This is a genomic window from Saccharopolyspora sp. NPDC000995, from assembly GCF_053599315.1.
This window is the reverse complement of record NZ_JBSFLZ010000113.1, coordinates 1-23,784: the sequence shown is the minus strand read 5'-3', so window position 1 is coordinate 23,784 and position 23,784 is coordinate 1. Positions and strand designations below refer to the sequence as shown.

21 protein-coding genes and 1 pseudogene are annotated in these 23,784 nt (G+C 68.0%); 8 read left to right on the top strand and 14 right to left on the bottom strand.

Annotated features, from left to right (window positions below; translation table 11 throughout):
* Nucleotides 1-654 precede the first annotated feature (654 nt).
* The 5 genes from ACWDKQ_RS28095 to ACWDKQ_RS28075 form a co-directional block, all read right to left on the bottom strand.
* Nucleotides 655-1,218 (bottom strand): GTP-binding protein, encoded by a 564-nt coding sequence (locus tag ACWDKQ_RS28095; RefSeq protein ID WP_450141776.1) that lies wholly within the window; start codon nucleotides 1,216-1,218, stop codon nucleotides 655-657.
* A 70-nt stretch (nucleotides 1,219-1,288) separates the two neighbouring features.
* Nucleotides 1,289-1,648: a DUF742 domain-containing protein gene (locus ACWDKQ_RS28090; RefSeq protein WP_450141775.1), complete on the bottom strand. Its 360-nt coding sequence runs from the start codon at nucleotides 1,646-1,648 to the stop codon at nucleotides 1,289-1,291.
* 2 nt (nucleotides 1,649-1,650) lie between these two features.
* Nucleotides 1,651-2,067 carry a roadblock/LC7 domain-containing protein gene (locus ACWDKQ_RS28085; protein ID WP_450141774.1) on the bottom strand — a complete coding sequence of 139 codons (417 nt, stop codon included), beginning with the start codon at nucleotides 2,065-2,067 and terminating at the stop codon, nucleotides 1,651-1,653.
* 36 nt (nucleotides 2,068-2,103) lie between these two features.
* Complete coding sequence (locus ACWDKQ_RS28080; RefSeq protein WP_450141773.1) at nucleotides 2,104-4,560, bottom strand: nitrate- and nitrite sensing domain-containing protein; 2,457 nt, start codon at nucleotides 4,558-4,560, stop codon at nucleotides 2,104-2,106.
* Nucleotides 4,561-4,973: 413 nt separating this feature from the next.
* Nucleotides 4,974-5,405 (bottom strand): hypothetical protein, encoded by a 432-nt coding sequence (locus tag ACWDKQ_RS28075; protein WP_450141772.1) that lies wholly within the window; start codon nucleotides 5,403-5,405, stop codon nucleotides 4,974-4,976.
* Nucleotides 5,406-5,654: 249 nt separating this feature from the next.
* On the opposite strand from ACWDKQ_RS28075, the pseudogene ACWDKQ_RS28070 reads away from it, so the two are divergent.
* Nucleotides 5,655-5,813 (top strand): annotated as a pseudogene (locus ACWDKQ_RS28070) (helix-turn-helix domain-containing protein); the annotation flags it as partial.
* 68 nt (nucleotides 5,814-5,881) lie between these two features.
* Here the strand turns inward: ACWDKQ_RS28070 and ACWDKQ_RS28065 are convergent.
* The 8 genes from ACWDKQ_RS28065 to ACWDKQ_RS28030 form a co-directional block, all read right to left on the bottom strand.
* On the bottom strand, nucleotides 5,882-7,024 hold the full coding sequence (locus ACWDKQ_RS28065) for a sensor histidine kinase (RefSeq protein ID WP_450141771.1): 1,143 nt from the start codon (nucleotides 7,022-7,024) through the stop codon (nucleotides 5,882-5,884).
* Entirely contained in the window at nucleotides 7,021-7,677 is a 657-nt protein-coding gene (locus ACWDKQ_RS28060) for a response regulator transcription factor (protein ID WP_450141770.1), read from the bottom strand. Before ACWDKQ_RS28060 ends, ACWDKQ_RS28065 begins: the two co-directional genes overlap by 4 nt.
* Before the next feature lie 409 nt (nucleotides 7,678-8,086).
* Entirely contained in the window at nucleotides 8,087-8,335 is a 249-nt protein-coding gene (locus ACWDKQ_RS28055) for a hypothetical protein (protein ID WP_450141769.1), read from the bottom strand.
* Nucleotides 8,336-8,727: 392 nt separating this feature from the next.
* Nucleotides 8,728-9,153 (bottom strand): hypothetical protein, encoded by a 426-nt coding sequence (locus tag ACWDKQ_RS28050; RefSeq protein ID WP_450141768.1) that lies wholly within the window; start codon nucleotides 9,151-9,153, stop codon nucleotides 8,728-8,730.
* Nucleotides 9,154-10,230: 1,077 nt separating this feature from the next.
* On the bottom strand, nucleotides 10,231-11,508 hold the full coding sequence (locus tag ACWDKQ_RS28045; RefSeq protein ID WP_450141767.1) for a TIGR02679 family protein: 1,278 nt from the start codon (nucleotides 11,506-11,508) through the stop codon (nucleotides 10,231-10,233).
* A complete protein-coding gene (locus ACWDKQ_RS28040) occupies nucleotides 11,501-15,523 on the bottom strand; it encodes a TIGR02680 family protein (RefSeq protein WP_450141766.1) in 4,023 nt (1,340 codons plus the stop codon). Before ACWDKQ_RS28040 ends, ACWDKQ_RS28045 begins: the two co-directional genes overlap by 8 nt.
* Nucleotides 15,523-16,728, bottom strand: a complete 1,206-nt coding sequence (locus tag ACWDKQ_RS28035) for a TIGR02678 family protein (protein WP_450141765.1) — start codon at nucleotides 16,726-16,728, stop codon at nucleotides 15,523-15,525. The genes ACWDKQ_RS28040 and ACWDKQ_RS28035 overlap by 1 nt, the downstream gene beginning before the upstream one ends.
* Nucleotides 16,725-18,233 (bottom strand): TIGR02677 family protein, encoded by a 1,509-nt coding sequence (locus ACWDKQ_RS28030; protein WP_450141777.1) that lies wholly within the window; start codon nucleotides 18,231-18,233, stop codon nucleotides 16,725-16,727. Before ACWDKQ_RS28030 ends, ACWDKQ_RS28035 begins: the two co-directional genes overlap by 4 nt.
* Nucleotides 18,234-18,458: 225 nt before the next feature.
* Here ACWDKQ_RS28030 and ACWDKQ_RS28025 point away from each other — a divergent pair, with 225 nt between their 5' ends.
* The 4 genes from ACWDKQ_RS28025 (at nucleotide 18,459) to ACWDKQ_RS28010 (ending at nucleotide 20,122) form a co-directional block, all read left to right on the top strand.
* Entirely contained in the window at nucleotides 18,459-18,689 is a 231-nt protein-coding gene (locus tag ACWDKQ_RS28025) for a hypothetical protein (RefSeq protein WP_450141764.1), read from the top strand.
* A gap of 68 nt (nucleotides 18,690-18,757) precedes the next feature.
* Nucleotides 18,758-19,039, top strand: a complete 282-nt coding sequence (locus ACWDKQ_RS28020) for a metal-sensitive transcriptional regulator (protein WP_010310432.1) — start codon at nucleotides 18,758-18,760, stop codon at nucleotides 19,037-19,039.
* A 25-nt stretch (nucleotides 19,040-19,064) separates the two neighbouring features.
* The gene (locus tag ACWDKQ_RS28015) at nucleotides 19,065-19,424 is read left to right on the top strand and encodes a DUF6153 family protein (protein WP_450141763.1); all 360 of its coding nucleotides are present in this window, start codon (nucleotides 19,065-19,067) and stop codon (nucleotides 19,422-19,424) included.
* 77 nt (nucleotides 19,425-19,501) lie between these two features.
* The gene (locus ACWDKQ_RS28010) at nucleotides 19,502-20,122 is read left to right on the top strand and encodes a DUF305 domain-containing protein (RefSeq protein ID WP_450141762.1); all 621 of its coding nucleotides are present in this window, start codon (nucleotides 19,502-19,504) and stop codon (nucleotides 20,120-20,122) included.
* Nucleotides 20,123-20,204: 82 nt separating this feature from the next.
* Here ACWDKQ_RS28010 and ACWDKQ_RS28005 read toward each other — a convergent pair whose 3' ends face one another.
* Nucleotides 20,205-20,486, bottom strand: a complete 282-nt coding sequence (locus ACWDKQ_RS28005; protein ID WP_450141761.1) for a metal-sensitive transcriptional regulator — start codon at nucleotides 20,484-20,486, stop codon at nucleotides 20,205-20,207.
* A gap of 237 nt (nucleotides 20,487-20,723) precedes the next feature.
* Here ACWDKQ_RS28005 and ACWDKQ_RS28000 point away from each other — a divergent pair, with 237 nt between their 5' ends.
* The 3 genes from ACWDKQ_RS28000 to ACWDKQ_RS27990 all read left to right on the top strand — a co-directional run bounded on the left by ACWDKQ_RS28000 (nucleotide 20,724) and on the right by ACWDKQ_RS27990 (nucleotide 23,457).
* Nucleotides 20,724-21,008, top strand: coding sequence for a WhiB family transcriptional regulator (locus ACWDKQ_RS28000; protein ID WP_450141760.1), 285 nt, complete (start codon nucleotides 20,724-20,726; stop codon nucleotides 21,006-21,008).
* A gap of 290 nt (nucleotides 21,009-21,298) precedes the next feature.
* Complete coding sequence (locus ACWDKQ_RS27995) at nucleotides 21,299-22,561, top strand: multidrug effflux MFS transporter (RefSeq protein WP_450141759.1); 1,263 nt, start codon at nucleotides 21,299-21,301, stop codon at nucleotides 22,559-22,561.
* A gap of 86 nt (nucleotides 22,562-22,647) precedes the next feature.
* Nucleotides 22,648-23,457 carry an SAM-dependent methyltransferase gene (locus ACWDKQ_RS27990; RefSeq protein ID WP_450141758.1) on the top strand — a complete coding sequence of 270 codons (810 nt, stop codon included), beginning with the start codon at nucleotides 22,648-22,650 and terminating at the stop codon, nucleotides 23,455-23,457.
* Nucleotides 23,458-23,784 lie beyond the last annotated feature (327 nt).

Here is a 23,784-nt window from a genome sequence, read left to right as displayed (position 1 = left end):
ATCGGCTGTCGAGCGATGCATCGCACATTTCAAGAACTGGAAGATACTCGCTACCGGATATCGAGGGCGCCTCGCCGAACTCCCCGGAATTGTCCACATCATCACGGCGCTCGAATTCTACCGACTCGGCTGGTAATGCTCGTGAATAAGGCTCCTCGTAATCGCACTACCCTCGCCATGCGAATATGACGACGCCTATGATCGTTTCGGCAGACCTGGCGGGTCCGAATTGTGCATATTGACGTGACCTGCGCTCGGCCACGAGCACCAAGTACGGGATCACATGGGTCGGGGCTTCCATGCGCGTTGTCGATACCGCGCTGGGCGAGTTTACAAGAAGACAGTCGGCAAATCTCTGCGACGTCATAGACATCGATAAGTCCACGCCGGTCCAACTGCTCGATGAGATCCTCATGCCGTCCGCACCCACGCGTTGCGGCGACGCGCGAAGAACACAGCGCCGAACTCGACCGCGCCGGCCACAACCCGTTCAGCTCCAAAAACACCGAACAGGTGCCCGGCTACCGCCTGACCCGCGCCCCCGCCGTCCTCCGCCACTTCCGCTGCCGAAGCGAACCCATCGTGGGTCGAAGGGAAAGGTGAGCGGCGTCCCACGCGAGCCGTTCGACCGGGACGCCGTTCAGCGGATCACGATCAGGCCACGTCCGATGTGGACGGTACCTTCTCGATCGCATGCCTGACCAAGGTCGTCAGGGTGTTCTTGGTGAGGTCCCGGTCCCGCGCGTCGCAGAGCACCATCGGCACGTCCGGCGGGATCGTCAGCGCTTCGCGGAGTTCTTCCGGTTCGTAGTGGTGCGCGTCGTCGAAGACGTTCACGGCTACTACGAACGGGATGTCACGGCGCTCGAAGAAGTCGATCGAAGCGAACCCGTCCTCCAACTTCCGGGTGTCGACCAGCACCACGGCACCGGCCGCACCCTGCGCGAGGTCGTTCCACAGCGGCCAGAACCGGTTCTGCCCCGGCGCCCCGAACAGGTACAGCACGATCCGCTCGGAGATGGTGATGCGCCCGAAGTCCAGCGCGACCGTCGTGGTCGCCTTGCGCTCGACGCCGGTGAGGTCGTCCACGCCCTCGCTGGCGACGGTAATCTCCTCCTCGGTGGTCAGCGGCGGAATCTCGCTGACCGCACCGACGAGCGTCGTCTTCCCGACGCCGAAACCTCCCGCGATCACCAGTTTCACGGGAATCGGCGCCACATTGGACTCGTGGGCCGGATCGATCCGCGCCTGCACAGGTCTGTGCTGTAAGCAACGGCCTTCGGCCCGGCTAGAGTCTGCAAAGCCCACGGTACACCTGCTCCAGGATTTCTCGGCTGACTTCGGTACGAGGCGAGCGCACGAGGATGGCGCCGTGGTCGAGCAGGTCGCTGCACAGGACCCGGACCACGCCCAACGGCTGTTGCATCTGGACTGCCAGCTCCGCCAGCGACACCGGACGCACGCAGGCGTCCAGGATCCAGCGGTACTCCGGGGTCAGTTCCAGCCGCGGTGCCTCCAACTGGGGCTCGACGGTCATGATCTGGCTGGCCGTGTCGATCCGGGCGTGCCTGCCGGTAGTGCGACCACGCGTGATCGTGTACGGGCGGACTATCGGACCCGCTTCATCGTCGTACCACGCTTCGTCCACGCTCAGGTCCTTTCCGCCGCCACGCCACGCACGTCCCTCGGAGCGGCCGACAGGAAGCTGCCGACCCGGGTGATCAGCCGGCCCATCTCGTAGGCGACCAGCTCGATGTCCGCCTCCGACGCGCTCAGCACTGCCAAGCACGCCCCGCTGCCGGCGGCGGAGACGAACAGGAATCCGCGCTCCATCTCGACGTGCGTCTGCGCAACTTGTCCTCGGTCGAAGTCCTTGCTGACGCCCTTGCCGATGCTGCGCATGCTCGACGAAGCTGCCGCCAACTTGTCGGCGGAGTCGCGGTCCATGCCGGCGGACTTGGCGATCACCAGTCCGTCGTTGGACAGCACGACGGCGTGGTCGGCACCGTGCACACCCCGCACGAAGTCGTCCAGCAGCCAACTCAGTTCCGATGCTGTTTCGGTCATGCCCACCTCACACACTTGCTCTGTTGTCTGGTCTGCTTACGATCGGTCGCCGGGCGCGTCGTCGAAGCCGCCGCGGAACGCCCGCCGGAACCCCGCCAACCGGGTCGGGGACGCGATGTAGGCCTGCTCCTCCTGCTCCGGTTCGTCGCGCAGGCCCTCCGCGAGGTGCGTCTGCGGGACGCGCTTGGGCAACGCCGGACGTCCGCCCGCTGCCCGCGGCCGCTCCGCCGCGGATTCCGGCAGCGGTCCCGGGTTCGGGTCGGGTTGCGGCACGAGCTGGAAACGGGGCGGGGCGGTCTGCGGGGCAGGTTCCGACTTCGGCCACTCGTAAGTCGTTTCGACCGCCTCCGGTGCCGGCGGGGTCCGCTGGTCGATCATGACCCCATTCCAGCTCAATTCCCGCGCCTGCGGCACCTCCGCTGGTGTTTCGAGTTGGTGTTTGGCGCCACTTCCCGCCCCGCCCTCGGTCGGCAAGCAGGGCAGCCCGCCGCTGCCGTTGCTGGTGCTCAGCGCGGTGTCGGCGTCCAGGATGCGGTCCGGCAGCAGCACGGTGGCGCGGGTTCCGCCGTAAGCGGAAACGCCGAATTTCACTGTGATGTCGCGGCGGTGCGCCAGCCGCGCTGCGGTGAACAGGCCCAACTGCTCGGCCTTGTTGTTCTCCAGCACCAGCCGGTCGAACTCCGGCGGCTCGGACATCATCGAGTTCGCGTGGTCGCAGGTCGCCGCGTCCATACCCAGGCCCTGGTCGGCGATGTCGATGGCGATGCCGCGCGCCACCGCGGTAGCGTCCACGTGCACCTGGGTCGTCGGCGGGGAGAACGCGGTCGCGTTGTCGATCAGCTCGGAGATCAGGTGGATGGTGTCGCCGACGGCCGCACCGCTGATCACCACCTCCGGGACATGCCCGATGACAACGCGCGAGTACTGATCGATCTCCGACACCGACGAGCGCAGCACGTCCATCAGCGCGACCGGGCGGTTCCACCGCCGGCCCGGCTGCTGGTCGCCGAGCACCAGCAGGTTCTCCACCGTGCGCCGGGCGCGGGTGGTCGAGTTGTCCAGGTCGAACAGCTTGGCCAGCTGTGCCGAGTTCTCCTCGTTGCGCTCCAACTGGTCGATGGTGCCGTGCATGTGCCGCAGCAGCCGCTGGATCCGGTGCGCCATGCCGACGAACACCACGCGCGCACCCTGCCGGGCCCGGGTCTCGCCGACGGCCGCCTCCACCGCTTCCTGCTGGAACAGCCGGATCGCTTGCGCCACCTGGCCGACCTCGTCGTGACCGTAGTGCTCCAGCGCCATTATCTCGGTCTGCACGTCGACGGACTCGCCGTTGCGCAGCCTGCGCACGACGTCCGGCAGTTTCTGCGCCATTTCCAGCGATTCGGTGCGCAGGCCCTGGAGCCGGGTCAGCAGCGCCTCGTCGACGACCGTGCGGTAGACGCGGCGGGAGAAGATGAACGACACGATCGCGACCGCCAAGGCACCCAGGCCGCCCCACAGCACCGTCCACAGCGGATTGTTTCCGTTGTCCACGCCTTCGGCGCAGACGTCGTCCGCCTGGGTGTACACCAGTCCGGACATGTCGGTGCCGACCTGGTTGGTGATCCGGCGCCAGTCCTCGAGCTTCACCGGCGCCTGGCTCTTGCTGAAGCCGGGGGTGGCGATGATTCGGTTCTCGGCAGCGATCAACTCCTGCCAGACGGGGCTGGCCAGCATCTGCTCGTACCGCACGCGGACGTTCGGCAGCAAGGTCGAGGCGCTCTGTTCCATCGCGATGTGGTGCGCGTCGATGTAGCGGGCGACCTGCCGGTACTGCTCGGAGGTCATCTGGCCGTTGCTCAACGCGGTACCGACCAACGACGCCTCGCGGGAGAACATGTCCGTGGCCCGGAAGAGGTCTGTCGCGGTGAGCGCGCCTTGCAGCGTCTCCGGGTCGGGGACGATCCGCGCCTGCATGTCGGCGAGGTACGTGGCGGTGTCGAACAGGCCGTTGTAGAAATCGCCGATCTCCTCGACCGTAGCCTGTTTGGCGGCCACCTTCGAGCGGATGTCACTCATCCGGCCGAAGTAGCCGGTCAGGTCGGCCATCGGTCGCCGGATCTCGTTCGGCGCCGACACGAGCAGCCTGCTGGCGACAGCGTTCATCTCACCGATCGCGCGATCGGTCCGGCGCTGCTGGTCGATTAGTTCGGTCATGTCCAGCCCCGGCTGGCTCACGACCTCCAGGCTGCGCAAGCGTTCCTTCTGCACCTCCTCCAGCGCGGCCATCGAGGGCAGCGACAGCTGCCGGATGCCAGAGGCGACCTGCTGGGTGTAGATGGCGTGGAAGGCGAACAGGGCGCACCCCGCGACCCAGAGGACGCCGACGACGATCCACGGGATGACCACTACCCAGGTCAGCCGCGACCGGATGGAGTTGTTCGACCTCTCGGACCGGCGTCGTCTCGGTTTTCCAGGGGGTGCCGAAGGTTCGTTCTGGGTTGTCACTTCCACGCACTTTCCATGGTTCTGGCCCGCTCAGGGACAGGCCGCTCGGCACGCCGCGGACGCACTGCCCCGCCCGCAGGCACACGCGCGTGTCCCCCTGACGCAAACGCACTGTATCGGATCAAGATCACTTGAGAGTGATCGGACTCGGACGTTCGCGACAATGAACGCGGAAATTCCAGGGGCATTCGAGGCCCCCGGAACCCCGCTGGTCAGCCGACCGAAGGCTGGCGGCGGACGACCCCCTGCCGGAGGAACCTGCCCGCCTCGAACACCAAGACCGAGCGGGAAAAAGTCGTCAATGCCGCCCGTTGTGCGGCGATTGCCAAGCGAAGGCGGCGGCCAGTTCTACACCGATACTTCTTGGGCCCGAGCCGAGATGTGTACGCGCAGTTCCGCGAGTTCCGGGTCGGTGAAGGTTAAGCGCGGCCGATAACGGGATCGGGCGTTTTCGAGCGGCAATTCCGCGAGCGCGCCGGGATACCAAGCCGCGGGAACGCGGGAACGCCGCCGAAGCCGAGGAGGGCTCGCGGCATCCGCCCAACCGGCCCACCGCCTCCGCCGCGGCTGAAGTATGCGCCGCAATGCTTATCCCAGCGGACGGTGCTGCACAGCGGCAGCATGTAGAACGGGTGGAAGCTGATGAGCGCATCCACGTCGTCGTAGTAGCCGCGCAGCCCGTGCGCGACCTTGGAGCCCTGTCCCTTCTCGGCGGGCTCGCCGGTGTAGCGGAATCGTGCCGCCGATCCCGTTGCGCCGCATCGCTTCCTTCGCCGCGAGAACGGCTCCCAAGGTGCTGATGCCCAGCGCCGAGTGCGGGTCGGTGTGCCCGGGCGCGTGCGGGCTGACACCGGGCCGGGGTTCGGGGCGGAGCATGCTCGCCTGGCAGTTGCCCGGTACCGCGTCGTACTCCGCGTAGGTCAACAACGTCGGCCCGGGGCCGTTGCTTCAGGTCGCGGAGAACGCCGTTGGCATCCCGCCGCTGCCTGCCTCGACCTCGAAACCTTCACGCCGCAGCAGGTCGCGCGGACGATGACCTGCGGGAGGTCGACGCGCACTGCACAATCCTGGCCGGAGAAGGGGTCTTCGGCGGCCCGGCGGTGGCACGCTTCGTCGACTCCGCACTGGAACCGCTGCGCCGCCGAGACGAGCGCCCCCGGGCGGGGACCCCGAGCCTCGTGGACTGCGCGCGGACGTTCCTGGACGAGGGCCAGAACTTCGAGGCGGCGGCGCGAAAGCTAGACATCCACCGCAACACGCTGCGATCCCGCCGTTCTGGGTACTTCACCAGCGGCCACCCAGGTTACGCCTGCTCGCGAGGCGTGTGTCAGGCAGCCGGCAAGCAAACCCGGACGACGAGCCCGCCCTCGTCACGTGGCCGAGCGGTGACGGAACCGCCGTGTGCTTCGGAGATCGCTCGCACCACCGAGAGTCCGAGGCCGCTTCCCGGGGGCGGGTTCGCCCTGTTGAAGCACAACCGCCTGAACGGTTCAAACAATTGGTCGATCTTGGTGGTGTCGATGTGGGTACCGCCGTTGGCGATCTCCAGGACGGACTCGGTCGGCGTGCCAGCGGTGCGAACGAACACCCAACCGCAGGGTTCATTGTGGACGAATGCGTTCTCGATTAGGTTGCGGATCAGTTGTTCGAGCAAGGCGGCGTCGCCATGGACCTTGGTCACGTCGAGTTCCGTTGTGGGCTTGATCTGTTCGTCGTTGCGGGCGATTCGCTCGTGCAGGATGCCGCGAGTGAGGTCAGCCAGGTTGACGGTGTCTTTGCGCTCGACGGTTTCAGCGTTTTGGGCCAACGCGAACAGTCCGGTGAGCACGCGCTGTTGATGGTCCAGGCTGGCGAGGAATTTGCGGCCCAGCTCTATGGTCCCGGCTTCCGCGTCAGGTCGCGCCATCGCCACCTCGGTGACCGCTCGCTGCGCCGCTACCGGGGTCTTCAGCTCGTGAGCGGCGTTCGCGAGGAATCTGCGCTGGCTGTCGAACGAACGCTCCAGCCGCGCCAGCATGTGGTCGAAGGCATCGGCGAGTTCCTTGATCTCGTCGTTGGGCCCGGTTAGGCAAATGCGCGTGCTCAACTCCTGGTCAGCCGCCCGCTGAGCAGCACTCGTGATGGACCGGACCGGGCGCAGCGCCCGCCGGGCCGTCAACCACCCCAGGACAGAGGCCACCCCCATGACGATCACTAGGGCGACGACTCCGTTTCCGAGCACGGACGAATACGTCACGGTGCCGGTAACATCGACGAGTTCCGGATCTCCTGGGTCAGTCCCCGGCATCGCCCGAAGCTCGGGGGCGGCGTCCGCCGGCGACGAGCCAGAGACCGGGGAGGTACTCGTGGTACCCGCTGGAGTTACCGGCTGCGCCATCAGCAGGATCAGGCCGAGCATTATCCCGCCCGTGACCGCTGTCAGCATCACGTACGCGAATGTCAGCCTGACCCGCAGCGGCCAGCGTTTCACGGGATCCGGTACCCAACACCGGGAACGGTCTCGACAGGTGAGGGATCGCCCAGCTTGCGCCGCAGCGTTGCCATGGTGACGCGCACGACGTTGGTAAAGGGATCGATGTTCTCGTCCCATGCCGTTTCCAGTAGTTCCTCGGACGAAACGACCGCACCATCCGCACGAAGCAATTCTTCGAGGACAATGAATTCCTTTTTGGTCAAGGAAACCGGGCGATCGTGACGCGTGACCCGGTGCCTTGCCGGGTCCAAGGCGATGCCCGCGCGTTGCAGTACCGGCGGGACAGCCGGCCTGCTCCGTCGTCCCAGTGCGCGCACTCTAGCGACGAGTTCGGTGAAGGCGAACGGTTTGGGTAGATAGTCATCCGCACCGAGTTCGAGTCCAGCGACTCGGTCGGCGACCGCGGACGCAGCGGTGAGCAGCAAGATCCGTGTCTCGCGACGCTCCGCGATGAGCGAGCGGCATACTTCGTCGCCGTGCACCAAGGGGAGTCCCCGGTCGAGTACAACGACGTCGTAGCTGGTGTTGACGCATCGATCGAGCGCGGCGGCACCGTCATAAACTACGTCCACGGCAAGCCCGCTATCCCGCAAACCCTCACCCACCGCGTCCGCCATCATTCTCTCGTCCTCGACCACCAGTACGCGCATAGCACTCCTATACCATAAGGCGCGCCGCCTTCGACGAGCGAAAAGTGCATACGGGCAACACGACCTGCACGTTTCGTCCTAAAGAAATGATAAGGCGTTGCCTGACGCTCCACCAACACCGGATCAGGCATTCTGGCGCTCGTTCCGATGAACATTCAGAATAAACACCACAACACATTCGGAGATTTTCACATGAAGGCAATTCGAATCGTGCAGTCACTCACGTTGGCCGGCGTGGCTGTTGCCGGTCTCGTCACCACCTCCGCATCCGCTCTCGCCGGAGGCACTTCTGAGATCCCCGCGCTTCCGGCTGCGCCCGCCATCTGCACGCCGGACGGCGCGCCGGCACCGACACTTCCCGCCCACAGCTACGACCCCAGCGACGTGCCGGGCGTACCGGCCAATCCCATCAATTGCGAGCCCGCCGGAGAGCCAGGCGTTCCCCCTTCGGACGCGCTGAAGGCATGACACGCTGAGAGGTGAGTTGTTGCCGGGCGGGACGACCGCCCGGCAACAACTCATCCGGCTCGTTTTTGAACCGGCGTCGCGGGCCCGCGAGCGCCGCCGACATGTTCAGGCCGTCCGCTTGCAGCACCGGATGGATCAGCCGGTACGCGGCCGAGCGGCTCACGTCGAGCTCGCGGGTGGCTTGTGCCACGGAGATCCGGCCGTCGTCAACGAGCAGTGATGCGAACTTCGTTGATCATCGACGGCATCCCGGACCGAGTCGCACTCGTCGCCGGAGTGCTGAGTCGAATTGCCGACGACGCGTCGTGCGCCGTTGAGGGCTATGCCCAGCGGGAATGGCCCCCGGTCACCAAGGCGTTGGCGTGGGCGGCGAGGAGGTCGAACGGGTCGAGTTCGGTGCTGTCGATTTCGACCACGTGCCAACGGATTCCCGACGATGCACCGTGCAGCGCTTCGGCGAAGATCAGCGGTCGCAGGGTTCGGTGCGCGATGTCCAGGCCCTACGGTGATGCGCTCGTCGTCGCCGCCCCGCTGGGATCGGTCGCGGCCGATCCAGTGCGACCGCCACGCTTCGTGGGCTGCTCAACGGCCAGACCGCAGACCTCGCCGCAGCATCACGATCGCCAGCACGAACAGGCCAGCTTCGACGATCAGGGACAGTACGCCCAACGGCTCCGCCCAGTTGCCCATGTCGTCGCTGTAGTCCGGCAGCCCCGTACCTCGGGAAAGCGTGTAACCTGCGAACGGCCCGGCTGCGACACCCAGCGCCAGGGTCCAGCCGACCCGCTCCCAACCGGCGATCAACAGCAGCGCCGTCAGTACTCCGGCGGCCTCCAAGATGTAATACAGGATGCCCACGTACGCAGGCTCCTTCGAGCCCGGGAAACCGCCCTGGTCAAGCACGTGGATGACAGCCACCGCGACGCAAAGCACCGCCCCGACGGCTCGGGCCGCAACACCACTCGCCAGTGCCGAACTCGCCGTACTACTCGCACCGTACCTAGCCATCAACCCCTCCAGGCTCGACGCGATCAGCTTCGCCAAACGACCAACCGGTCACTAGGGAACAAAGTCACCGCGTTCACGTGCACAGCGCTTCGGGCACCCGGCAAACGATTGCCTCCTACGAGCAACTCGCGGACCCATACCGCGTGCCGCGGACGCTCCGCGGCCAGCGTCGACTGTGTCCGCTCGATGCCGGACATGTGGCGGCACAACGGCCGGCGGCTCGCCGTCGAGCTGCGTCAGCCCGCTGCGTCCGGGCCCTGCACCGTTGGCGCCGCCGGGCCCACGCCGAGTTGCCGCTACGGTCCGTGGCCGCCGCGAGCTGAGGCACGCTTGCCTCGGTCGGGGGCACTCCCACACGGCGTACAGGTCGAACACCGCGGGCAAACGCGCCCGAGGGCACCATCAACTCACCGAACCTCGCATCGACCCGGTCATCGGCCGGCTCCGAAGCGACACCTGACGAGCCTCGGAGTCACCGCGGTTCGGTGCCATCAGTGATACGGATGCGATCCGTATCACCCGTATCACTCCTAGTAAGGCGCAGTGGCCCGGCTGGGCGGGCCTCGACGGGACATGCGCGTGTTGATCAATTAGCAGGGGCTAGGCCACCCCGTTGGACGCTTGCTCGGCGCTAGTCGAGCCAAGCATGATCAACTGAGCCGACTGGACAGAGAGGGGCCGGGATGCACTGCGGGGAGTGCTGTCTACCTCTGCGGAAGACCAAGGCAGGCACGGTGCCGGTCCACTATCTGGAGGACGTGCACACCTTCAACTGGGTACAGAGACGGTGTCCGGCATCAGGGACCACGAGGTTCGTCGACCGCATCGACCAGTGCACCCGCCCACGAAGCCGCCGCCCATGCCCGTCCTGCGACCAGAAGTTCACCCTGAACAAGAACGGCAAATTCCCGGCTCACAAGGCAAGTGACGGCCGAGAGTGCAGAGTGACGAGAGACAACCGCGCCTAGTACGGCGCAATACCGTCATCTACGACGCCAACGTCCTCTACCCCAACGCTGCTTTTGGTTCACCAACGCTCAACTCTGCCGACCTCGTCCTCGACGGCGGAACCAGCGTCTAGCCCGGCCGTGGGCCGTGCGTGCTTTGGTCTGCTGGCCCGAAGTACGTACGGGGCCTGGACAGCCCGCAGAACGCGGCCAGCTCTGTCAGGAGCTGTTCGGCGACGTGTTCCTCCGACACCGTTGCGCGGTGCTCGCGCAGCGCTGTCGGCAGCGCCGGATCCCAGGGGATGTCGGTGATGTTGCCGGGCTCCGGCCGCCCGGGGCGGACCGCCGCGAGGTAGTCAGCCGCCGACATGGCCCACGGTTGCGCACCGGTGCGGGCAATGACGTGCGCGGCGATGCGGAGACCTTCGCCGTCGAAGTCGCCGTGATAGCGCACCTGCGCGCCCGATTCGGTCAACTGGCGCAGCAGGTGCGTGACGGCGCTGTTCGGCCAGCCCGACGTCGTGACCAGCGCGGGGCAACCCGGCCCGAAGCGGGCGGTCGCCATCGCGACTATCGCGGGATTCTCCACCGCGTGCACCACCGTCGCGCCTCGCGGCGGGCCGTAGTCGCGGAGCTGGGCCAGCGTCACGACCGCCGCATGGCCAGCTTCAGTCCACGTTCGCAGCGTGGCCGAGAGCGGATCGGTTCCGCCGGGCCGGAAACCGGCGGTGAGCACGGAGGTGGACAGCGCGTCGCACTCGACTCCCGCGCGCTCCCAGCACGCTCGTCGTTGCTCAGCGTTCTGCGGCGGTTCCTCGTCGTGGATCGCCGCCAACGCTTTGAGGACCAGTGCGGACGCCCGGGTTCCGTCGTCGAGCGCGTGCGTGTCATCGCAGACGTCACCAGCCAACGTGGACAGTGGGCGCCCATCAGAAGGCAACGCCACCAGCACGGACAAGGCTTGCGCGACCACCTCCCGGGTCTTGTCCGTCGACCCGTCGATCAAGCCACCACGCCTGATTCCGGTCGCCCACCCGGCCAACGCGGGCTCGGCGCGCACGACAGGATGCTCGTCGAGCCACGCCCAGAGCTCGGCCCGGGCGCGGGTTGCCGCGAGCCGCATTTCCGCCCGGTTCTCCAATCGGCCGACAACGAGTTCGACGACTTCCCGGGCCGTCGACCCGATGGCCGATCCAAGCACCTCGTCCAACACCCGCACCGACACCGACGCATCCGCTTCGGGCAGCCGGTCGAGCCCGAGGAGGTCGGCGAGCGCGGCGCGCTGGTCCGGAGCCAGACCGCACAACCGCACGCTGTTTACTGCTCGGCCAGAGGAGAGCCTTTCCCACAACGAACGCCACAACGGCGCGAGTTCCGGGGTGTCGTAGCGGGCCCGCGCATCAGTCATCGAGCCGCTCCTCGTCGTCGGCGCGCAGCTCGTGGCCGTCCCAGGTGAACCGGACGGTCGTCACCGCGTCGTCGTCGGTGCCGGTGACGAGCTGGTGGATGGCAATGCCGGTCAGCTCCTGGTAGTCGCACCACTCGTGGTCGGAGGTCAGCACCAGGTCCAGGTCGAAGCCGACCAGCAGCTCCAGGAGTTGTCCGCGGTTGGTGCTGTCGACCCCGACGAACACCTCGTCCAGCAGGATCAGCCTCGGCGCGACCGGCGTGGACTGGTAGTGCGCGGCAGCCGCCGCGAACAGCGGCAGGTGCAGCACGATCGCCTTCTCCCCGCCACTGAGCGCGCCGTGCAGGCGCTTGGTGACCGGCTGCCAGCCTTCGCCCCGGCCACGCTCCACCTTCACCACGAACTGGTGCCACGCCGTGTAATCCAGCACCTGAAGCAGTTGCTGCTCCCAGCCCGTCGCCGTGTCGGCGGATCGAGCCTCGTCCACCCGCTCGCGGAAGAACCGGTGCAGCGCATCGCGTTCCGGTTCCGCCAACGTCGCAGGGTTGCGCAGCAGCAGCTCGCGCGCCTCCCGGGTACCCGCCGGCAGCTGCGGATCGACCTGCCAGACCAGGCGGACCCGCACGTTGGAGGCGGTGCGCACGCGTTCCAGCCGGTGGTTCATGGTGTCGACGAGCTCGTTCGCGGTCCGGATGCGTTCGGCGATGTGCCGCCGGGTGTCCCCGGTCAACGTCTGGTCGAACAGCTCCCGCTCGGCGGCGGTGATCTGCTCGGCGGTGCGCTCCTGGTCGGCCCGCAGCAGCTTAAGCAGCGCCGCAGCGCCGTGCCGCACGCCGTCCACCGTCGCGGTGAACAGGCTGATCTCCTCGCCCTGCTCTAGCTCCAGATCGGCACGGCCGGCCAGCAACGGCTGGGCGTCGTGCACGGCCTGGGCAAGCCGTCCTTCAGCCTCGCGCACATTCTTCGGCTCGTGGAGCACGCCGGAAAGCTCCTCGGCCAGCTTGCGCGCCGCATCCAGCGTCGACCGCTTGCCGTTGAGCGACCCGGGGCCGAGCTCGACCCGCGCGTCTTCCGGCAGGCTCCCCGCGACCTGTTCGCGGAACCGCTCCTCTGCGCCGTCCCGCGCCTCGGTCGCAGCTGCCATCCTTGACTCATCTTCGCGCTGTCGTTCGGCCAGCGCACCGATCTGCTCGACCAACCGCCGTTCGGATTCGCGCAACCGCTGCTGCTCTACCGCGATCTCCGAGCTCCGAGACCGGAGCTCGGCGAGGTCTTCGTCCAGTTTCCGGAACTCGGTTCCGACCGATTCCTCAACGGTACGCAGCTTGATCGCGGCGTTCTCAGCTTCCTGGCCACGCTCGTCGGCGGTTTCCTGCGCTGCTGCGGCGTTGCCCGAGGACTCCTCCGCCCGATGCCTCGCGTCCCGCGCCCGGTCTGCCGCGGTGCGGGACTCTGCGCGGATGTCCAGCCAATGGTCTGCTGCTGCGCGCAGGTTCCGGACCGCGGCTTCGACGCCGTCGAGCTTGTCCTCGGCAGTCGGCAAGCCGTGCGTGGCCGCTTCGCTGACCAGCTCTTGCCACGCCGCCGCGACCTCTGCTTCCCTGGACTGCCGGTCCCCCTCGGCGGCCGATAGCGCATCGGCGCGGGCCGCCCAGAGCAGTTCTGCCTTGGCGAGCTCTTCCTCTGCGGCATCGACTCCGTCGAAGCCGGGCCGCTGCGCGAGCTCCGCGGCGAGTGCTTCGCGTTGCTGCGTGACGCTGCGCAGTCGATCGCCGACGTCGTCGACGCTGTCCCGAAGGGCCTCGATCAGCTCGTCCAGCTCCGCGATGCGTCGACGGCGGGCTCGTTCCCGGGCGGCCGCGCCGATGTACTCCGCTTCCGGCTTGTGCCAGCGACCGTGCGCGCTGGCCAGCCGCCAGGTGCCGTCGCCGCCGATGGCCGCGGGGTGGTTCGGTGCGGTGTCACCGAAGGCGATCCCCGCCAGCAACCGGTGGACGCGGTCCGCGCCTACTGGGGAGTTCTCGTCCACGACGAGCAGATCGGCCAGGCAACGGCCGGGCGCGGCCACCGAGAACAGCGTCTCGGCGAAGGTGTCCCGGTCAGGGGCGCTGAGCGTGCCCTTGGGCAGCACCCAGGCGTCGAGCAGCCCGGCGGCCTCCAAACCCGCCTCAACGGCAGTGCGCACATTCTCCGGCACTTCCGATCGGAACTCCAGCAGTCGCCACAGCGAAGCGCCGTCGGCGCTTGCCCGATCCATGCCGCGGGTGCGCGGAGCGGGCGGTGGGCGATCAACCTGCCGCTCCAGCTGGCCGCGTTCCGCCGCGTGTCCGGTTATCTCAGCCAACAGCCCGTCCCGGGTGGCGCGCAGCTCGGTCTCAGCGCTGGAAAACCGTTCGCGCACAACGGTCTCTGCGTCGCGAACGATCCCGAGCACGGCAGCGCGATCGGTGAGAAGTTCGGCGAGCTGTTCAGGTTCGCGCATCTCCAGCTGCCGGCAAGCCTTCGCCCATCGCGTGAGCTCCGCCGCCAGTTCTTCGAACCGCCGCTGCCGCGCCTGCCGAGCCGCTACCGCGGCTGTCTCGGCCGCGGCGAGCTGCTCCCGCGTCGCCTCCTCCCACCGTTGCGCGGCGCTGCGGTGTTCCACCGCTGCGCGGTGCGCGCTCGCTGCGCGCCGCACCTGTGTGACTTGCTCCGCCTTGCTGTCCACGGCGGCTCGCAGCAGCCTTCGGCCGCTCGCGGTGTCCGCGCTTCGCGCGATCTCCTCGAACACCGCTGGCATGCCGGCTCGCTCCGAGGCTTGCCGAGCGTCGCTGGCCCTTCGGTCCGTCTCCTGCTCGGCCTGCTGCGCCGCGCGAGCGAGCTCTGCCGCGCGTTCGGCGTCCCGCTCGGTTTGCTCGTGGAGGTGCGCCGCGTGCCTGGCGGCCTCGGCGGCGTGACGCTCGGCCGCTGCTACCGACTGCCGCAGTTGGGGCAGCCGGCTGCCTTCTCGGTAGGCTGGCGAGTCGACGATTCCTTCGATTCGGGTGTCGGTCCGGCTTTTCTCCGCTGCGAGGTTCTTGTCCCGCTCGGTCACCGTCGCGAGTTCGGCCTGCGCCTTGGTGTGTTCTTCGCGGCTTTCCCGGGCCGCGCGGGTAACCTCGGTCATCCTCGACGTGGCGGTGATCAGTCCGGCCGCCGTGGACCGCAGGACCCGCTGGGCGTAGGTCTTCTGCCTGACGGCGAGTTTTCCGGCCTCGATCACCTCGTCGTCGAGTGCTTTGAGTTCTTCGCGCTGTCGGTCGAGGCGTTCGAATCCTTCGGCGATTTCGGCGATGTCGGTGTGGTCCAGTGGCGGCAGGGCCTTGGAGAGCAGCGTGGACAGCACACCGGGGTCCAGCCGCTCGGACAATTTCGGCGTGCGCAGCTGCAGCAACGCGGTGATCAACGCGTCGTAGCGCTGTTCGCTTACGCCGGGGAATAGCGTCTGCCGGACCGCCCGTCGGTAGTCGGCTGGCGAGCCGTAGACCTCACCGGTGTCACCGATCTCGGCCACGAGATCGTTCTTGATCAGCGGCCTGCCTGCGTCGTTGACCAGTCGGACGCCGCCCGGCAAGCCGATGCGTCGCGCGGTCGTGAAGTACGTGGATGTCACGTTCTTGGTGTTGGCGGTTGCCTGCAGCCGGGCACCGCAACCGAACCAGGCCGGTTCGCCGTCGACGATGCGGCCGAATTCCAGCCACACGTAGCCGACCCGGGTGCTGCCGGTGTTGCCCTCCCCCATCAGGTTCCAGTGCATGGTCCGGTCGCCGCTGCCGAACGTGGACAGCCGGTGCGGCCGCAGGCTGGCGTCGAACAAGTACGGCAGCAGAAGTTCGAGCGCCTTGGACTTGCCGGTGCCGTTGGGGCCGCGCAGCAGCAGCCTCCCCCGGTGGAACTCGAAGGTTTCCCCGTAGTAGCGCCAGATGTTGACGATCCCGGCGCGGGTCGGCCGCCAGCGCTGCTGGTTGCGGTTGGGGGTGAGTTCGGTGACGGTCATCAGTGTCCTGCTTCGTCGGTCCGGATGCGCTCGACGGCGTAGCGGGCCGCCGCTGGTCGCGCGCGGGTCGCGCCGTCATAGCGCCGCTCGGCCAGGCCGAAGGCGCGGAGAATTTCCACCGCGTCGTGGGCGAGCCGCTTGGCGCCTTCGTCGGATCGATACGCCTTGCCCCAGGAGCGGAATCGGTCGAGCAGTTCGGCGGCGACGAGCGCTAGTTGGTCGGCCGGCAGCCAGTCTTCGGTCTCGTTGAGCTTGTCCAGCAGCAGCAGCGCCGCGACCTTGGGGTGTGAGCCGTCGTCCGGGAACTTGGTGTCGGTGGCGATCGCGTCCGGGTCGATCACCAGGTAGCCGTCGCAGCGTTCCTCCAGGATGCACCCGGCCTGCTGGATGCCGCGGGAGATGATCCGCCGACCGGTCGGCGAGGCCAGGTAGCCGAGCTGCGCGGGCGTCAGGTCCGCCCGGTACACCACCGGATCGTCGACCAGCCGGCGCATGACTGAGTGCCGCAACCACAGGTTGCGCTGGTTGTCCGACACGGCCGCGTCCGGATTCGGCGCGTCGCCGTAGCGGCTTTCGGCCAGCAGTGCGGCGACTTCCTGCTCGTCCAATCTGGACGGTGGCACCGGTGCGGCCAGCAACCGCACCAGCAGCGTGGTGTCTATCTGGTACAGCACCTTGGCGTCGGCGTGGTCCAGGTAGCTTTCGGTGCTGCCGTCCACCGGGCGGATCGCCCCGCAGCGCTCCAGCCACTTCAAAGAGTCCACGTAGGCCGATCGCTCGTCGCGGCGAGTGGGGTCGAACGTCGGCAGCTCTGCCTCTGCGGCGGTGGCCTGCACCATCCGGTCCGCGAGCAGCCCGATCGTGGTCACCGGGGCGGCCAGCAGTTCCGCTGCGGCGACGCACAGCAGCGTGTAGCGGCGGCGGTCGAACGGCGCCCGTGAGGAGCGCAGCCTGCGTGCAGGTCGGCTCGGATCCGGGCGGTCGGTTACCTTGCTCAGCCGCGCGTAGCCGAGCCGGGGCTCGACGTGCGCTCGCCAGCCGCAGTAGTAGTCGAACCATTTCACGATCGGATCGCGCCGACGGCGCACCAGCTCGAAGCCATCATCGTCGGCGGCGGTGAGCAGCGGTTTGGCCAGCAGCAGCCGGATGCCTCGGGCGACTTCCTCGGTTTCCTGCTTGACCAGCTGGTTGTTGAGGTTGCTCACTGCGCCTCCTCGGCCCAAGACCGCGAGCCGGTGGTGCGGATGTCGATGACGAAGTCCGGCCCGTTGAACACCCCGCGCGGCGTCCGCACCGTGGCCGTGGCCCCGTCGTGCGGGCTGCGCAGCAGGATCTCCACGCGCCCGTCGGAGGTCATCGCCCGCCGAAGGTCGGTGCTGTCCTCGCGGGCAGCCAGGGCGCGGCCGATCAACTCCAGCAGCCGGTGGAAGCTGTCGTGGTCCAACTCGCCTATGCCGGAGAGCCGCATCGGGCCGGGGGTGGCCAGCTGCTGCCAGGCGGCCTCCAGCTCGGCGCGCTCCTGCCGGGCCTGCTCACGCCGGAGCCGACGCACCTCGTCGACGTCGCGGACCTTGCCGGTGCGGGCGATCCGCTCGGTGCGGCCGCTGTTGCGCAGCAGCGGCGAGATCGGCACCGGAGGTGCCTGCGCCCAGCTTTCGCTGCTGGAGATCAGCTCGCCGTCCTCGTGCGCGAGGTGCGCATGCCGGGCCGGCCACATCCCGAATGCGGCGTTGAACAACCGGTGCGCCTCGTCTTCGCTGCCGCTGGCGGCGAACCACCTCGCCAGGGCCCGGAAGTCGGCCGCTGCGCTGGTGGATCGGCGGCGCACATCGCTCATCCGGTCCAGTGCGCGCAGCAGCTGCACGATCGCGCGCCGGGCAATGTCCTGCAGTTCATCCACCCGTGGCGAGGCACCATCCACGGGCCGGAACCAGCCGCGCAGCCCGGCCCATTTCGCGATGCGGTGCCGCAACCATTCCGCTGCGGGATCTGAGGCGTTGAGCTTCGGCAGATCGGCGCCCAACACCGCGCGCTGGTGCAACGCGTCGACGCCCAGCGCCTCGACCAGGCCGACGGCCTCCCGGATGGTGTGGCGCCGCTGGTCCAGGTTCGTCACGAACTCCTGCAGATACCCGACGGTGGCGCTCTTGACCTCCTGGAAGGTCGCCATGTCCGGCTGATCCGCGCGCAGCAGCCGCTGCAGGTCGCCGTTGAACTGCTTGGTGTTGGTGCGCAGCGCGTCGAGGTGGCCTTCCAGTTCCATCAGCGTGGTGTAGATGCGACGATCGGACGAGGCCGGCGCGGTCATAAGGCTGTGCAACTCCCCAAGCCGCTCGGCGATCGCGTCCAGCACGGCGGTCTGCAACGCCCCGCTCGAAGCGAGCACGGTCAGCGCGTGCTGCACGCCTTCGAATGCTGCCTCGCCGCGCTTGGTGAGCAGGTACTGAAGGTTCTTGCGCTCGTAGTCCTCGGCGGTGGTGTAGTGCGCGGCGTGGTTCTGCACGACATCGACCAGGCCCCACTGCCGCAGCCGAGACAGCGTGGCATCGAGTTCCTCGTCTGAGACCGGCTCGAACCAGCCGACCGACCGCAGCCTGGTGTGCACGTCGTCGAAGGTCAGCGCGGTTTCCAGCCGCTCGTTGGCTTCGCCGAACGCGTAAAGCGCGGCGGTGTGCAGGTCGGCGCGTTCGGTGGTGGTAAAGACGAACATCTCCCGCGGAATCCGCGGAAACGCGACCACTGCCCACCTCCACCTCGTCAGACTTCCGCTGATCACGGTAGCGGGAGGCGCAACCACCGGCTGAACCGCCCGACATCAGGATCGTCGTCGTTCATCGGGCTCAGCAGGCACTTCTTGATCTGGCGCGGGGCGCGGCCGGCGGTTCGCGCCGCCTACACTCGCGGTGACGAACGTCTGCAGGGAAGGTGCCCCGGAGTGATCAACAAGAGTCGGCTCACCGTGCTGCTGGTGCGCACGGCACTTTTCTTCGTCGCCGCCGTGGTTTTGGGTCTCATCTACGACTGGCCGTCGTTCGCGGTCATCGCGGCGGTGTTGACCGGCGCCGCCACGCTGGTGCAGCTCGGGGGTGTGCTGTGGCTGCGGCGGACCGAGCGCAACGACCCCCAGTCCGCGAAGGAGCCGGTCAGGCCGGACGGCTTCCTCTGAGGCCACTTGCCCACGTTACCCCCTGGGGGTATAACAGGGGTGTTGCCGGAGCACCAAAGGAGGCCGCGATGCACGGCTACACCCAGAACAAGGACGACTACGCCAAGCGACTGCGCCGCATCGAGGGCCAGGTGCGCGGCCTGGCGCGGATGATCGACAACGACGAGTACTGCATCGACGTGCTGACCCAGGTCTCGGCGACCACCAAAGCCCTGCAGGCGGTGGCCCTCGGGCTGCTGGACGAGCACCTCAAGCACTGCGTGTCCGAGGCAGTGGCCGAAGGCGGCGGGCAGGCCGACGAGAAGATCCGCGAGGCCAGCGACGCGATCGCCCGGCTCGTCAAGTCCTGAACCCAGTCCCGGTATGGTTGGCGTCGTGCAAGCGCGTTCGAGGCTCGTGCGGTGGGGACTGCTGGTGGTTCTCGCGCTCGGCGTGGTGTTGATGCACCACGTGCCCGCGCAGCACCACGAGTCCCACCCGTCGGCCGCGGTCGCCATGCACGCCGCGATGCCGGCCGAGCACAGTGAACCTCCCACAGCGCCGGACCACGGCCTGCTGCACCTGTGCCTGGCGATCGCCGCCGGATTCATCGCGCTCCTACTCCCCCTCCTGCGCCGCATCGCCAGCGCCTTGGCGCAGGCCCCGAAGCCGCTCGCGCTAACGGCGTTCACCCGCTTCCGACCGCCCACCCCGGTACCCCGGCGGTTAGCGGTGTTGTGCGTGCTTCGGCGCTGATCGGCAGCCCAGCGGCCACGGAACCCGTGGCCTGCTTCCGCATGCCCGATTCAGCTCACGAAAGACGAGGACAACACATGAAGCGCACGCGCGTGCTCACCGCCGCCATCGGCGCGGTCGCAGCAGCGGCCGTCCTGGCCGGTTGCGGCGGCGGTGACGACATGAGCAACATGCCCGGCCACGGGGCGCCGACCAGCACGATCCAGCCCGGTGCCACCCCGCAGGCGGCGAACAACGCGGCCGACGTCACGTTCGCGCAGGGCATGATCCCGCACCACGAGCAGGCGATCGAGATGTCCCGGCTGGTGCCCGAGCGGGCCCAGTCCGAGGAGGTCAAGAACCTGGCCCGGCGGATCGAGGCCGCGCAGGGCCCGGAGATCCAGACGCTCACCGGCTGGCTGCGCGACTGGGACGCCCCGGCATCCATGCCCGGCATGGACCACGGCGCCGGGGGGCACGGCGACATGGGCGGCATGATGTCGGACACCGAGATGCAGCAGCTCCAACAGGCTCGCGGCACGGAGTTCGACCGGCAGTTCCTGACGTTGATGATCAAGCATCACGAGGGCGCGGTCGCCATGGCGCAGACCGAGGTCGCCAGCGGCCAGTTCCCGGCGGCGAAGCAGATGGCGCAACAGATCATCGACACCCAGCAAGCCGAGATCGAAACCATGCGCGCCCTGCCCTTCCAGGGCTGACCAGTTCTTGAGCGAGGGCACCCGCGACCCGGGTCGCGGGTGCTGCTCGACCACTCGACTTCGCCGGCGGCGCCGAGGCAGGTCAGGACTTGACCAGCCGCGCGATCGCCTCACTGGCCTCGCGCACCTTCTCGTCGGCGTTCTTCCCACCCTCGGACAGCGCCTCGGCGACGCAGTGCTTGAGATGCTCGTCCAGCAGCCGCAGGGACACCGCCTGCAGGCCCTTGGTGGCCGCGGAGACCTGGGTCAGGATGTCGATGCAGTACTTGTCCTCCTCGATCATCCGGGCCAACCCGCGGACCTGCCCCTCGATGCGCGCCAAGCGCTTCAGGTAGTTGTCCTTGTCCTGGGTGTATCCGTGCATCTGCGCTCCCATCGCCGCCGGTCCGGGCTAAAGGATACCCCCGGGGTGTAGCGGGGCGGCGGGACCGACAAGAGCTGTCCACTATGGATATCCGGACCGTGGGGCCGAGCACGCGACCCAACAAGTGAATCTTGCTCGATCAACCCGGCTCGCTTCGCGGCAACAGGTGTACCGGGGCACCGCGGCGGGTAAGGCGACTGGGTACCAGCCAACTCAAGATCACCGGAGGTGGTAGCAGTGACCGCAACAGCTCGGTTGCCCAAACCGGTCACCGAAGCCTGGCACTGGCAGCTCCAAGCGGCCTGCCGCGAGGTCAACGTGAGCCGGTTCTTCCACCCGGAGAACGAGCGCGGCAACGCCCGCGACAACCGCGAGCACCGGGCGAAAAGCATCTGCCGGGAGTGCCCGGTCATGCGGCAGTGCCGGACCCATGCGCTGAAGGCCCGCGAACCATACGGGGTCTGGGGCGGCCTGGGCGAGCGCGAGCGGCGGGATCTCATCGCCAGCGGCCAGACGTCCTGACGCCGAGAAGGAAGCGGCGGGTGACCGACCCGGTATTACGACATCGTTTCGGCCCGGGAAATTCATTTGACATTTCCCGAACACCGTCTCGCTCCACAATGGATATTTAGCAACGTTAAGATAAATCGGTCGAAATCCGGCGCTGCTCAACGGATTTCCGGCCGATCGCGACCGATGTAGCCCGCATCACAGCGAATTCGTCGCGGCATCGGGAACAAAGAGATCGTCCCGATCGCTGAAGCCCGAGTCAGATTTCCCAAGTCCACCCGCGGTGAATTCGAAAGGTAACGATGGACAACGTTGCGGTGCACAGCCCACCGGAGGCACACCGTGCGCAACCGGTGGCCGGTGAGCCAACCGGATTCGAGCGGTTCCGGGTGATCCTCGTGCTGGGAGCGCTCATCGCCCTCGGCCCCCTGACCATCGACATGTACCTGCCGGCGCTGCCAGCGATCGGCAACGACCTGCAGGCCTCCGCATCCGCCGTGCAGCTGACCCTCACCGGCACGCTGCTCGGGCTCGGCCTGGGCCAGCTGCTGATCGGCCCGTTCTCCGACATCGTCGGCCGGCGGACTCCGCTGATCGCGGGCACCGCCCTGCACATCCTGGCGTCGTTGGCGTGCCTCTTCGCGCCGAACGTCGCGGTGCTGGGCACGCTGCGCGCGCTGCAGGGCGTCGGCACGGCCGCGACCATGGTCGTCGCGATGGCCGTGGTGCGCGACCTGTTCAGCGGACGCGCGGCGGCCACCGCCCTGTCCCGGCTGATGCTGGTGATGGGCGTGGCACCGATCCTCGCGCCGACGCTGGGCGGTGCCATCCTGCTGGCCGGTTCGTGGCGCGGCGTGTTCGGCGCGCTGGCGATTCTGGGCGCGATCCTCCTGGTCGTCGCCATCTTCGCGCTGAAGGAGACGCTGCCGCCGGAGCGCCGCCAGACCGCGGAGTTCCGACCGGTGCTGCGCACCTACCGGTCTCTGCTGACCGACCGCGACTTCGTGCTGCTGGCGATCGTGGCGGCGCTGGCGATGTCGGCGCTGTTCTCCTACATCTCCGGCTCGTCGTTCGTGCTGCAGGAACAGTTCGGCCTCAACCAGCAGGCGTTCGGACTGGTCTTCGGCGTCGGCGCGGTGGCGCTCATCGGGGCGTCGCAGTTCAACGTCGTGCTGCTCAACCGGTACACGCCCAAGCAGATCGTCACCGGCGCGCTGATCGCGGCGACCGCCGCCGGATTGGTGCTGACGGCCCTGACCACCACCGGCACGGGCGGATTGTTCGGGTTCATCGTGCCGTTGTGGCTGGTGCTGGGCGCGATGGGCTTCGTGCTCCCGAACGCCCCGGCGCTCGCGCTGTCCCGGCACGGCGAAGCCGCCGGGACCGCCGCCGCGCTGCTCGGCGCCGGGCAGTTCGGCCTCGGAGCGCTGATCGCGCCGCTGGTCGGGCTACTCGGCAACGACGGCCCCGCGATGGCGATCACCATGACCGGCGGGGCAGCGGTCGCCCTGCTGGCCCTCGGCGTGGTGGTCAAGCTCGGCCGCGGCGTCGAGCCCGCCTTGTGACCGATGGCCGGAGACAGGGCATAACGGGCGGGGTTAACATCACGGCTGGGCGGCGGGACGCGTCGCCCAGCCGTGAGGAGGAATGGATGCCGGAGCTGCCGACCGAGCCGGAGAGCATCGACCTCGACAAGCCCAACGCGGCCCGGGTTTACGACTACTACCTCGGCGGCAACCACAACTTCGCGATCGACCGCCAGATGGCCGAAGAGGCCATCCAGATGTGGCCGGAGCTGCCGCTGATCATGCAGGCCAACCGCGCCTTCCTGCGGCGGGCCGTGCAGTACTGCGCCGAGCAGGGCATCCGCCAGTTCCTCGACCTCGGCTCGGGCATCCCGACCGTCGGCAACGTGCACGAGGTCGCCCAGGTCGCGGTGCCGGACACCCACGTGGTCTATGTGGACACCGATCCGGTCGCGGTCGCCTACAGCAAGAACCTGTTGCGGGACAACCCGAACGCCACGATCGTCCGCGCCGACCTCCGGAAGCCGGACCAGGTGCTCGACTCCCCCGAGGTCGCGGAGCTGCTGGACCTGAGCCAGCCGGTGGCGCTGATGATGGTCGCGGTCCTGCACTTCGTCGGCGACGAGGACCGGCCCAACGAGATCGTCGCCAGGTACCGCGAAGTGCTCGCGCCGGGCAGCTTCCTCATCCTCTCGCACGCCAGCGCCGATGGCCGACCCGATGTGGCACCGTCGCACGCCGACCTCTACCGGCAGCGCACCGCCACGCCGTTGACCATGCGCACGCGCACCGCGGTCACCGAATTCTTCGACGGGTTCGAACTGATCGATCCGGGTGTCGTGACCCTGCCGCTGTGGCGTCCGGTCGCCGCGGCCGACGTCGCCGAGCACCCCGAGCGGTTCACCGGCCTCGCCGGCGTCGGCCGCAAGCCCTGATCACGCCACCGGGATCAGCACCGCTCCCCCGCGCAGATCGTCGCGCCTGGCGGCATCCTTCGACCCTCCGGTGTGGACAAACAGAAGTAAACAATCGTCTCAAGACGCACAGTGAGCACAGGCGTGCCGTTGCCGTGGTGGTGCGGGTGTGTCGGTGTGGGGCGTGGGTGCTGACGATGTCCCACACCTGTGGTGTGGGGCATCGCACAGGTGGCGGGGTCGCGACTAGGACCGGCTTCTCGTTTGTTCCCATTGTCGGCTCATGGTCTCAGCGAGGAGAGATTTTTTCATGCGCCTGGCAAGAAGATCCGCCAGAGCTTCGATTTC

What these genes read in the sequence shown, in the direction of transcription:
- ACWDKQ_RS28085 (WP_450141774.1), bottom strand. Translation starts at nt 2,067, where the DNA reads ATGACCGAAACAGCATCGGAACTGAGTTGGCTGCTGGACGACTTCGTG.
- ACWDKQ_RS28060 (WP_450141770.1), bottom strand. Translation starts at nt 7,677, where the DNA reads ATGCGCGTACTGGTGGTCGAGGACGAGAGAATGATGGCGGACGCGGTG.
- ACWDKQ_RS28050 (WP_450141768.1), bottom strand. Translation starts at nt 9,153, where the DNA reads ATGGCTAGGTACGGTGCGAGTAGTACGGCGAGTTCGGCACTGGCGAGT.
- ACWDKQ_RS28045 (WP_450141767.1), bottom strand. Translation starts at nt 11,508, where the DNA reads ATGACTGATGCGCGGGCCCGCTACGACACCCCGGAACTCGCGCCGTTG.
- ACWDKQ_RS28040 (WP_450141766.1), bottom strand. Translation starts at nt 15,523, where the DNA reads ATGACCGTCACCGAACTCACCCCCAACCGCAACCAGCAGCGCTGGCGG.
- ACWDKQ_RS28030 (WP_450141777.1), bottom strand. Translation starts at nt 18,233, where the DNA reads ATGTTCGTCTTTACCACCACCGAACGCGCCGACCTGCACACCGCCGCG.
- ACWDKQ_RS28020 (WP_010310432.1), top strand. Translation starts at nt 18,758, where the DNA reads ATGCACGGCTACACCCAGAACAAGGACGACTACGCCAAGCGACTGCGC.
- ACWDKQ_RS28010 (WP_450141762.1), top strand. Translation starts at nt 19,502, where the DNA reads ATGAAGCGCACGCGCGTGCTCACCGCCGCCATCGGCGCGGTCGCAGCA.
- ACWDKQ_RS28005 (WP_450141761.1), bottom strand. Translation starts at nt 20,486, where the DNA reads ATGCACGGATACACCCAGGACAAGGACAACTACCTGAAGCGCTTGGCG.
- ACWDKQ_RS27995 (WP_450141759.1), top strand. Translation starts at nt 21,299, where the DNA reads ATGGACAACGTTGCGGTGCACAGCCCACCGGAGGCACACCGTGCGCAA.
- ACWDKQ_RS27990 (WP_450141758.1), top strand. Translation starts at nt 22,648, where the DNA reads ATGCCGGAGCTGCCGACCGAGCCGGAGAGCATCGACCTCGACAAGCCC.